Raw genomic sequence first — 12,091 nt, 5'->3', positions numbered from 1 at the left:
ACCGATCCGGACTTCGAAGGTGGGAAACGACCATGACCGGAAAAACTCTTGTGCGCCTGCCGCTTTCGAGCGCGCAATCGGGCGTCTGGTACGGACATCAGCTGGATCCGGCCCGCCGCAGGTACACCCTCGGCGAGTGCGTCGAGATCCACGGCCCGGTGGATCGGGTCGCACTGGCGGAGGCGCTGCACCGCGTGGTGCTCGAGACCGACGCCTATCGGACCGTCTCCGTCGGCGGCAAAGACGAACTGCGCCAAACCATTTCGATCACGCGGGCGGAATCCCCGCTGCGCTTCCGGGATCTCACCGCGGAGCCCGATCCGGCCGGCACGGCGTGGGCCTGGATGGAATCCGATATGGCGCAACCGGTGGACCTGGAGACCGGCCTGCTGATGACCTCGGTGCTGTTCCAGCTCACCGAGCAGAGCCACCTCTGGTATCTGCGGGCGCATCACATCGTCGCCGACGCCTACGCCAATGCCCTCGCGTGCCGCCGGGTCGCCGAGATCTACGACGCGCTGATCCACGGCAACGCCTATCCCGAATCGCGGTTCGGCACGTTGTCCGAGCTGATAGCCGAGGACGCGGCCTATCGGGCGTCGGCCGAATTCGCCGCCGACCGCGACTACTGGTTGGAACAGCTCGCGGATCGACCGGTTCCGGTGCGGCTCGGCGGTTCGGTGGCGGCGGACCGGATTCCGGACCGGGCGTTCGTGCGCAGTACCGGCCACATCGATCCCGATGGGGTCCGGCGGCTGCGTGAACAGGCGTGGGCCGCCCGGGTGGCGTGGCCGGTGTGGCAGATCGCGCTGGTCGCGGTCTTCCTGCAGCGGATGAGCGGTCAGGACGACATCGTGCTCGGTCTGCCGGTCAGCGGCCGGGCCACCGCGCTGTCCAAGCGGACGCCGGGCATGGTGTCCAATATCGTGCCGCTGCGGCTGACGGTGCGGCCCGACCGGAGTCTGGCGGAGCTGGTGCCGCAGGTGCATGCGGCCCTGCGGGGGGCGCTGAAGCATCAGCGATATCGCCACGAGGATCTGCGCCGCGATCTCGGCCTCGCCGCCCAGGATCCCGGCATCCTCGGGCCGCTGGTCAACATCATGTCCTTCGACGTGGACTTCACCCTGGACGGTCACCGGTGCAGCATGCACAACCTGTCCATGGGGCCGGTGGACGACCTGTCGATCATCGTCTATGACCGCGACGGCGGGCTGCGGGTGGATTTCGATGCCGATCCGCAGCGGTACGACCAGGGCGAACTCGATCGGCTGCGGGACCGCTTCCTGCATCTGCTGACCACCGCGCTGGCCGATCCGGGATGTGCCGTCGGCGAACTCGATGTGCTCACCGACTCGGAGCGCCGCCAGGTGCTCGTCGACTGGAACGTTACCGCGTGCGCGCTCCGCGAGGGCACGCTGACCGGAGGATTCGAGGCGCAGGTGCGCAGCGACGCGGACCGGCTCGCCCTCGTGTACGAGGGGCGACGGCTGAGCTATCGCGAACTGAACGAGCGCGCGAACCGGCTCGCCCACTGGCTGATCGAGCGGGGGGCTGGCCCCGACCGGATCGTGGCGGTGCGGCTGCCGCGGTCGTTCGACCTGTACGTCGCGATCTATGCGGTGGTGAAGTCGGGGGCCGCGTATCTGCCGATCGAGACCGATGTGCCGGATCAGCGGCTGGAGCATCTGCTCGCCGACGCGCAACCGATGCTGCTGCTGTCGGAGATCCCGGATGTGACCGGATATCCCACGCACGACCCGGCTCAGCGCGCGCGACCCGATCACGCGGCCTACGTCATCTACACCTCCGGTTCGACCGGACGCCCCAAAGGTGTTGTGGTGTCCCATCGTTCGATCGTGAACAGGCTGGCGTGGGCGCATGTCCGGTTCGGTATGAACAGCGGCGACCGTGTGCTGCTGAAGACCCCGATCGGGTTCGACGTCTCCGTGCCGGAACTGTTCCTGCCGCTGATGGCCGGGGCGGCGGTGGTGATCGCCCGACCCGGCGGGCACCGGGAGCCGTCCTATCTGGCCGACCTGATCCGACGTGAGCAGGTGACGACCGCCCATTTCGTACCCTCCATGCTGGCGGCCTTCCTCGCGGACGAACGCGCCGCGGCCTGTGTCGGCCTGCGCCGGGTGTGGTGCAGCGGGGAGGCACTGCCCGCGGATCTGATCGAGCGATGCCGCGCGGTACTGGGGGTGCCGCTGTACAACCTGTACGGCCCGACCGAGGCGGCCGTGGACGTCACGTCCTGGGAATGCCTGCCCGGCGCCGACGGCGTGCGGATCGGTCGGCCGATCTGGAATACGAAGCTGTACGTCCTCGATGCGCGCCTGCGTCCGGTACCGCCGAACGTGGCCGGGGAGCTCTATCTAGCGGGGATCGGACTGGCCAGGGGCTATCTCGGCCGCCCGGATCTGACGTCGGAGCGGTTCGTGGCGAATCCGTTCGAGCCGGGCGGCACGCGCATGTATCGCACGGGCGATGTGGTGCGGTGGTCGGTCGAGGGTGAGCTGGAGTATCTGGGCCGCGCCGACTTCCAGTTGAAAGTGCGCGGCATCCGGATCGAACCCGGAGAGATCGAGGCGGTGCTGACCGACTATCCCGGTGTGGCGCGGGCCGTGGTGACGGCATCGACCGTGCGCGGTGGCGACAAACAGCTGGTGGGATATGTCGTTCCGGCCGAGGCAGCCCAGGATGGGGACGCTGCGCCCGAGGTGGCGATCCCGCTCGCGGCCGGTCTCGACATCGCGCGGCTGCGCCGGTTCGTGGCGAGCCGGTTGCCGGAATTCATGGTGCCCTCGGCGTTCGTGGTGCTGGACCACCTCCCCCTGACGCCGAACGGAAAATTGGATCGAAAAGCGTTGCCGGAGCCGGAATCGCGCCCGGATGCGTATCGGGCACCGCGCACCTCCGGAGAGGAGATCCTGGCGGAGTTGTTCGCCGACGTCCTCGGTGTGGAGCGGGTGGGGATCGATGACGACTTCTTCGCGCTGGGCGGGGACAGCATTCGTTCGATGCAGGTCGTGGCGCGGGCCCGGGCGCGGGGAGTGGAGATCGGTCCGCGCGACATCTTCGACCAGCGCACGGTCGCGGGATTGGTCGAGATCGCCGCGTTCGACGAGGGCCGATCCGGTCCCGTTCTGGCCGAACTGGACGGCGGCGGCGTCGGCCGCATGCCGTTGCCGCCGATCGCGCACGAGATGATCGATTCCGGCTGCGACTATGGGCGATTCGCCCAGGCGCAACTGCTCGAGTTGCCGCTCGGCATCGACCTGATGGGTCTGGTGGCGACGCTGACCGCCCTGGTGGACCGGAACGACATCCTGCGTGCCCGTGTGCTGGCCGACGGGGAGCGCGGCCTGTCCGTCGGCCCTCCCGGTTCGTTGGAGATCGCCGAACTGATCGAGCGGGTCGAGTACGACGACGTCTTCGACGGCGACGGGCGGTCCGAACGCATTGCGGCGCAGCTGGATTCGTCCGCCGATCTGCTGGATCCGGTCGCGGGAGTGATGCTGCGAGCGGTTTGGTTCGATCCCGGGCCGTCCCGGCCCGGGCGATTGCTGCTCGTGCTGCACCACCTGGTGGTCGACGGTGTGTCCTGGCGAATCCTGGTGTCGGACCTGGCCGAGATCTGGGATCGGGTACGGCGGGGCGAGGCACCCGGCGCCCGGCCGTCGGGCACCTCGATGCGGCGGTGGGCGCATGCCCTGAGCGAGCGGGCCGTGCGGCCGGAGCAGGTGGCTCAGCTGGCGTGGTGGCGATCGGTACTGGACGGCCCGGATCCGCTGCTCGGTCGACGGGCGGTGGATCCCGCGATCGATGTTCGGTCGACGGTGGGCACCGTGCGGGTGCGGTTGCCCGCGGCGGTGACCGCTGCCGCGCTCACCGGTGTTCCGGCCGTGTTCCACTGCGGCGTGGACCATGTGCTGCTGGCGGCCCTGTCCGTGGCCGTGGCTCGGTGGCGCCGCGCCCGCGGGGTGGCAGAGTCGTCGGTACTGATCCGATTGGAGGGGCACGGGCGCGAGGAAACGGTCGCACCCGGCGCGGATCTGTCGACCACCGTGGGCTGGTTCACCTCCGTGTTCCCGGTTCGGCTCGACCTCGGCGAGGTGGACCCCGAGGCCGCGATCGCCGGAACCGAGGCCACCGCCACCGCGCTCAAGGCGGTGAAGGAACAGCTGGCCCGCGTCCCCGACGGCGGTATCGGCTACGGCCTGCTGCGCCATCTGAATCCCGAGACGGCCCCGGAACTGGCGAACCGCTCCACGGGGCAGATCGCTTTCAACTATCTGGGCCGGTTCGCCGCCACCGATGTCCCGGCGGAGCTGCGGTCCTCGGGCTGGGTGCCCGCCGCGGACAGCCCCGCACTCTTGACCTCCGCCGATCCGAACCTGCCCGTCGCGGCGGCCGTGGATATCAATGCCATTGTGCTGGAGGGAGATTCGGGGCCGGAGCTGGCCGCGGTCTTCGATTTCGCCACCGGCGTGATCTCGGCCGAGGACGCGCACGAGCTGGCGGAGCTGTGGTCGGCGGCCATCGGCGGGATGGCGGGGTACGTGGCCGACGGCGGTCGGGGTGGTTTGACCCCCTCGGACGTGCCGCTGGTGTCGGTGACGCAGGCCGAACTCGAGGGATGGGAGCGGCGCTTCTCGGGCCTGGTGGATGTATGGCCGCTGACCCCGTTGCAGTCGGGGCTGCTTTTCCACTCCCTTTCCGCGGATGGCGATTTCGACGCCTATCAGATGCAGTTGGTGTTCGGGCTGTCCGGTCAGGTGGATACGGACCGGATGCGTGCCGCCGGGCAGGCGCTACTGGATCGGTATCCGAATCTTCGCGTCGCGCTGCTCGGCGACGCCAATGGCGATCCGGTGCAGCTCGTCCTCGACGGTATCGAATTGCCCTGGGTGGAAATAGATCTCCGCGACGATGACGATCGCGACGAGGCCTACGAGCGGTTGCTGCGTGCTGATCGGCGCACGCGGTTCGATTCGCTGGTTCCGCCGCTGCTGCGGCTGACCCTGGTGCGGATGGGTCCCGAGCGGTCCGAGCTGATTCTCACCGCGCACCACGTGTTGTTCGACGGCTGGTCACTCCCGCTCGTGATGCAGGACCTCATCCGGCTCTACGGCTCCTACGGCGATGCGACGGTGCTGCCTCGCCCCCGCGCCTACCGGGACTTCCTCGGCTGGCTCGGCCGTCAGGATAGGAGCGAGTCGGCGCGGGCGTGGGCCGAGGAACTCGACGGCATCGACGCACCCACCCACATCGCCCCGGCCGCGGCGGGCCGACGGCAGGTGTCGGGCGTCGAGCATGCGGCCGTTCCGCTGACATCGGAGGACGCCCGGGCGCTGAGCCGCCGCGCGGCGGAGCTCGGCGTCACTGTCAACACCCTGGTGCAGGGCATGTGGGGCCTGCTGCTCTCGGCGTTGACCGGTCGATCGGATGTGGTGTTCGGTGCGACGGTGTCGGGTCGCCCGCCGGCGGTGCGCGGCGTGGATTCGATGGTGGGCCTGTTCGTCAATACCGTGCCGGTGCGGGTGAGGTGTTCTCCGGCGGTACCTTTCGCGCAGGTGGTGCGGCGGTTGCAGGAGCGCCAGGCGGCGCTGCTGGATCATCACCACCATCCACTGGCGGAGATCCACCGTGCGCTGGGAATGAATACCCTGTTCGACACCCTGGTGGCCTTCGAGTCCTATCCGGTGGATCGGGCCGGGATCAGCGAGGCCAATGCCGCCGCCGGAATCGCGTTCACCGGTATTCGCCCGTTCACGGCCACCCACTATCCGCTGACACTGCTGACCGCGGCTGACGGCCCGCAGGTGCGCATGCTGCTGCAGTACGCCACCGACGTCTTCGACCCGGACGCGACCGAGGTGATCGCGCGACGGTTCGCCGCGGTGATCCGGCAGGTGCTGGCCGATCCCGGGATCCGGGTCGGTGCGGTGGACGCACTGATCGGCGACGAGCGGGAGTGGGTGCTGGAGCGGTTCAACGACACCGCCGTCGGCGAGGCGGTGGTCGAATCCGCCACGGTGCCGGAGCTGTTCGCCCTGCGGGCTGCCGCCGACCCGGACGCGGTGGCCGTGGTCGTCGACGGCGCCCGCTGGACCTACAGGGAACTCGCCTCCCGCGTCGATGCCCTGGCGGACAGGCTGATCCGTGATCACGGCGTGCGGCCGGAGTCGGTGGTGGCGGTGGCGCTGCCCCGTTCGGCGGAGCTGGTGGTCGCATTGTTGGCGGTGTGGCGGGCCGGGGCGGCGTATCTGCCGGTCGATACTCGATATCCCAGCGCGCGGTTGGAGTTCATCGTCGCCGAGACACGCCCCGCGCTCGTGGTGACCGACGGCCGCGCGGAGGCGGTGCTGGGCGACAGCGTGTCGCCCCGGTTGCGGATCGACGACGTGTGCTGGGATGTCGACGGCGGCAACCCCGCGGTCCGGGTGCTTCCCGACCAGGCGGCATATGTGATGTACACGTCGGGTTCCACGGGGACGCCGAAGGGTGTGGTGATCACCCACCGAAATGTCGCCGATGGTGTGCGCGAATTGATTTCCCGGCTGGAGGTGGCGCCGGGGTGGCGGATGCTGGCGGGGACGTCGATCAATTTCGACGTGTCGGTGTTCGAGTTGTTCACCACGCTGTGCACCGGGGGCACGGTCGAGATGATGCGCGATGTGCTGGTCGTCGCCGAACGGGGCGGTTGGCGCGGTGGCGTGATCTCCACGGTGCCATCGGTATTCGCCGAGCTGATCGATCGTGAGATCACGATCGAGGCCGAGGCAGTGGTTTTCGCGGGTGAGCCGTTGCCGGTGAGCCTGGTCGAACGCGCCCGGCGGGCCCTTCCCGGGGCGACGGTGATCAACGCCTACGGCCAGACCGAAAGCTTCTATGCCACCACGCATTCCCTTCGCGCATCGGAGGATCCGGCCGGAGGGGGCAACGTCCCGATCGGGGCCCCATTGGGCACCGTGCGTGCCTACGTGCTGGGTCCTGGGCTGGCTCCGGCGCCGATCGGTGTGGTCGGCGAGTTGTATGTCGCGGGCACCGGTATCGGGCGCGGGTATCACGGCAGGACGGGGCTGACGGCGTCGCGATTCGTCGCGGATCCGTTCGGTGGTCCGGGCGAGCGAATGTATCGCACCGGGGATATGGCGCGCTGGGACCGTGACGGTCGGCTCGAATGTGTCGGCCGCGGTGACACGCAGGTGAAGGTGCGGGGATTCCGTATCGAGCCCGCCGAGGTCGAGGCGGTGCTGACCGAGTACCAGGATGTGACGCAGGCGGTGGTGACGGCGTCGACCGTCCGCGGGAGTGACAGGCAGTTGGTGGCCTACCTCGTCCCCGGTCCCGGGCTCGCGGATGCCCTCGATCTCACCGCACTGCGCCAATTCGCGACGGCCCGACTGCCGGAGTTCATGGTGCCGTCGGTATTCGTTGTGCTGGAACGTTTCCCGTTGACGCCGAACGGAAAACTCGATCGAAAGGCCCTGCCCGAACCCGAATTCCGGACCGGAAGCTCCGGCGCGCCGCGCACGGTGGACGAGGAGATCCTGGCCGGGTTGTTCGCCGATGTGCTCGGCCTGGAGCGGGTGGGCATCGATGACGATTTCTTCACCCTGGGTGGGCATTCGCTGCTCGCGACCCGGCTGGCCAACCGGATTCGCGCGGTGATGGCGGTCGAGGCGCCGATCCGGACGATCTTCGAGGCGCCGACCGTGGCCGCACTCGCGCACCAGCTGCGTACGGGGGAGCGGGCGCGGCCGCCGCTGCGGCGGGCCGAGCGCCCGGAATCGATCCCGCTGTCGTTCGCGCAGCGCCGACTGTGGTTCCTGCATCGGTTCGAGGGCTCCTCGGCGCTGTACAACATCCCGTTGGTGCTGCGGTTGACGGGTGCGCTGGATTCGCAGGCGCTGATCCGGGCGATCGATGACGTGGTGGTCCGGCACGAGAGTGTGCGGACAGTCTTCGGCGAGGACGAATCGGGCATGTCGCGGCAGCGGATCGTCGCGGCCGACGCGACGGGTTTGGATATTCCGATCGTGCCGGTGCGACCAAGCGAGGCGGCCCAGGCGATCGCGGAGGCGATCGATCACCGATTCGACCTCACATCCGATATTCCGTTGTGGGCCAGAATCTTCCGGCTCGGCACCGAGGAGCACGTGCTGGTGCTGGTGATTCATCACATCGCGGGTGACGGTGCCTCGATGGTGCCGCTGGCACGAGATCTGGTGGCCGCCTACACCGCCCGCGTCGACGGCACCGCACCGTCGTGGCCACCGCTGCCGGTGCAGTATGTCGATTACACGCTGTGGCAGCAGCGACTGCTGGGCGAGGAATCCGACCCCGAGAGCGTGTTGTCCCGCCAATTCGCCTATTGGCGGCGAGAACTGACCGGCGTGCCGCAACCGCTGCGGTTGCCGACCGACCGACCCAGACCGGCCGCGGCCGGTCATCGCGGCGGCATCGTGGAGTTCGCGCTGGAACCGGAGCTGCTGGCCTCGGTCGAGGACCTGGCGCGCCGGCACGGTGCGACGGTGTCCATGGTGCTGCAGTCGGCGTTGGCGGTGCTGTTGTCGCGGCTGGGCGGTGGGGAGGATCTGACGGTCGGTTCGCCGATCGCCGGTCGTACCGATGAGGCGCTGACGGATCTGGTGGGTTTCTTCGTCAATACGTGGGTGTTGCGAGTGGACCTGTCGGGGAATCCGTCGTTCGAACAGGTGCTGGCGCAGGTGCGCGGAAAGGCGTTGGCGGCCTATGACAATCAGGACGCGCCGTTCGAGCGCCTGGTGGAGCTGCTCAATCCCGATCGTTCGACCGCATACCATCCGCTGTTCCAGGTGATGTTCGCCTGGCAGAACACCGTGGTTCCCGATATCGAGGTCGCGGGGCTACAGGTGACCCGCGAACCGGCCGCCACCCAGACCGCGAAGTTCGATCTGTTCTTCAACGTGGCGCCGCGTTCGGACGGCCGCGGTGCGCGCGGTGAGATCGAGTACGCGACCGATATTTTCGATCGCGATACGGTGTCGATGATCGCGCGGCGATTCCGCGCGGTCGTCGAACAGGCGGTCGCCGAACCTCGGGCGCGGGTCGGTGGCGTCGATACGCTGATTCCCGGCGAACGGCAGCGGCTGCTGCAGACCCTCAACGACACGAGCGTCGCCGACCGCGCGGTCGAGCGGGCCGCGGGCGCCTCGATCCCCGAACTGTTCGCCGCCCAGGTGGCCGCGGATCCCGATGCCGTCGCGGTCGTCGCCGACGGGGTGCGCCTGTCCTACGGCGAGTTGAACGCACGCGCGAACCGCCTGGCGCACTGGCTGACCGAGCGGTATCGGCTCGGCCCCGACACCGTGGTCGCCGTCGCCCTACCGCGCACCGCCGACCTGGTCGCGGTTCTGCTGGCGATCCTGAAGACCGGTGCCGCCTATCTGCCGCTCGATCCGGATCACCCGGAGGCGCGGGTGCGATTCATGCTGGACGATTGTCGTCCGCGGGTGGTGTTGACACCCGAGGTCCTGCCCGTCGATGTGGCGCGGTATCCGGCCACCGATCCGGTGATCGGGAAGGTGCCGCAGTCGTGTGCGGCGTATGTGCTGTATACGTCCGGGTCGACCGGGCGCCCGAAGGGTGTGATCGTTCCGCGGGCGGCGTTGACGAATTTCCTGCTGTCGATGCGGCATTCGCTCGGGTTGAGTTCCTCCGACCGGCTGCTGGCGGTGACGACGGTCGCGTTCGACATCGCGGCGCTGGAGCTGTTCGTGCCGTTGCTGAGCGGGGCGGCGGTCGTGCTGGCGGCCAAGGAGAGCGTGGTCGTACCGCGCGAACTGCTGGAGTTGGTCGCTCGACACGGGGTGACCGTCGTTCAGGCCACCCCATCGTTGTGGCAGATGGTGACGATGCACGATCCGGACGGCGTGCGCGGGCTACGGGTGCTCGTGGGCGGCGAACCGTTGACGGCGGCGTTGGCCGAGACCCTCGCGAAGGCGGCCACCGAGGTGACCAATCTGTACGGCCCGACCGAGACCACGATCTGGTCCACCGCGGCGGCGGTGCGCGGGGACGCGGTCGTGCCCGCGATCGGCCGTCCGATCGCGAACACCCGGGTGTATGTGCTGGATTCGGCGCTGCGACCGGTCCCGTCGGGGGTGGTCGGTGAGCTGTACATCGGCGGGGCGGGTGTCGCCCGCGGCTATGTCGGCCGGGCGGGGCTTACCGCCGCCCGGTTCGTGGCCGACCCCTTCGCACCCGTATCCGGGCAACGCGTGTACCGCACGGGAGATCTGGCGCGGTGGAACGGTGACGGTGAGTTGGAATGCCTGGGGCGCAGCGATCACCAGGTGAAGATTCGCGGATTCCGGATCGAGCCGGGTGAGATCGAGGCCGGTCTGGCCGAACATCCGCAGGTCATGCGCGCGGTGGTGATCGTGCGCGAGGACCAGCCGGGCGATCAACGCCTGGTGGCGTATGTCGTGCCCAGACCTACCGGCTCCGTTGCCGAGGCAGGCGCCCAGGTCGGCGAGTGGCAGCAGGTCTACGACCAGGTCTACGCGGCGTCGGAAGGTATTCCGCTGGGCGAGGATTTCGAGTTGTGGAAATCCTCCTACACCGGTGAGCCGATCGCGCTGGACGAGATGTGGTCCTGGCGCGCGGCGGCGGTGGAGCAGGTGATGCGATTCGGTCCGAGGCGGGTGCTCGAGATCGGCGTCGGATCCGGTCTGCTGCTGTCGCGGATCGCGCCCGAGGTCGACGAGTACTGGGGCACCGATTTCTCCGCCGCGGTGATCGCGCGGCTGCGCGCTCAGGTCGACGCGACCGGATACGCGGACCGGGTGCGGTTGGCCTGTCAGGCCGCCGATGACGTGACCGGCCTGCCCACGGGCTGTTTCGACACCGTGGTGTTGAACTCGGTGGTGCAGTACTTCCCGGATGCCGGATACCTGGACCGAGTACTCGCATACGCGATGGACCTGCTCGCACCGGGCGGTCGGATCATCCTGGGCGACATTCGCCGCAAGGCATCGCTGCGGGCGTTGTACGCGGCCATCTACCGATCACAACGGCCCGGTGCGACGGCGTCCATGGTGCGTGCGGCGGTGGAGCAGTCGGTGCTCACCGAGAAGGAGTTGGTCATCGATCCCGAGTGGTTCACCGAGTGGGCACGCGACCGCGGTGAGGCGGCGGGGATCGAGGTCCGGCTGAAATCCGGTACGGCGCACAACGAGTTGACTCGGCACCGGTACGAGGTCGTGCTGCACAAGGCGGGCGCCGAAACGGTTTCGCTGGGGGGAACGCCGGAGTTGCGGTGGGGTGGTGACCTCGACGATCTCGAGCTCCTCGACGAGCGGATCCGCGGTGCGGGTGGACCCGTTCGGATCACCGGCATGATCAATGCTCGGGTGAGCGACGAAATCGCCGCCGCGGCAGGCACCGTGAGCGCCGCCGCGACCGTGGATCCCCAGTCCGTGTACGAGTGGGCTGTCGAGCGCGGCCTTCGGATCGTGACCACTTGGTCGGCGGACGGGCCGGAACGGTTCGAGGCGATCGTCCTGCCCGCCCGGGTCGGCGAGGATCCTCCCTTCACCGATATCTACCGGCCCGCGCCGCGTCGTGGGGTGTGGGTGAACAACCCGGTGGGGGCCCGTGAGGTGGCATCCGTACTGGCGGTGCTGCCCGACTTCCTGCGGGAACGGTTGCCGGAGTACATGATTCCGGCCGCGGTGGTGGCGATCGGCGAGGTGCCGCTGACCCCGAACGGGAAGTTGGATCGGGCGGCGCTCCCGGCGCCGGAATTCAAGGCGATGACCACCTATCGCGCGCCCCGCACGCGCGAGGAGGAGACGCTGGTGGGGCTGTTCGCCGAGGTGCTGGGAATCGAGCGAGTCGGCGTGGACGACGACTTCTTCGCGCTCGGTGGGCATTCGCTGCTGGCGATTAGATTGACCAGCCGCATCCGGGCGGTCACCGGCGTGGAGATACCGATCCGTGCCGTCTTCGAACATCCCACGGTCGGTCGGCTCGCGGACAGGTGGAGCGATATGTCGAAGTCCAGCCGCCCCGTGCTGCGCAGAATGGTCGAAAGGTAGGA

At 68.8% G+C, this 12,091-nt stretch carries 1 protein-coding gene; it reads left to right on the top strand.

Translation table 11 applies throughout. The features are described 5' to 3' along the window. Positions 1–32 precede the first annotated feature (32 nt). The gene (locus NDR87_RS03965; protein WP_251910161.1) at positions 33–12,089 is read left to right on the top strand and encodes a non-ribosomal peptide synthetase; all 12,057 of its coding nucleotides are present in this window, start codon (positions 33–35) and stop codon (positions 12,087–12,089) included. The last annotated feature ends 2 nt before the right edge of the window (positions 12,090–12,091 follow it).

Source organism: Nocardia sp. CDC159, assembly GCF_023740735.1.
GTDB classification, from domain to species: Bacteria; Actinomycetota; Actinomycetes; order Mycobacteriales; family Mycobacteriaceae; genus Nocardia; species Nocardia pulmonis.
The sequence above is the reverse complement of the archived record's forward strand: the minus strand, read 5'-3'. Positions and strand labels throughout refer to the sequence as shown.

Coding starts and splice junctions, on each gene's coding strand:
- NDR87_RS03965 (WP_251910161.1), top strand. CDS start 33: ATGACCGGAAAAACTCTTGTGCGCCTGCCGCTTTCGAGCGCGCAATCG.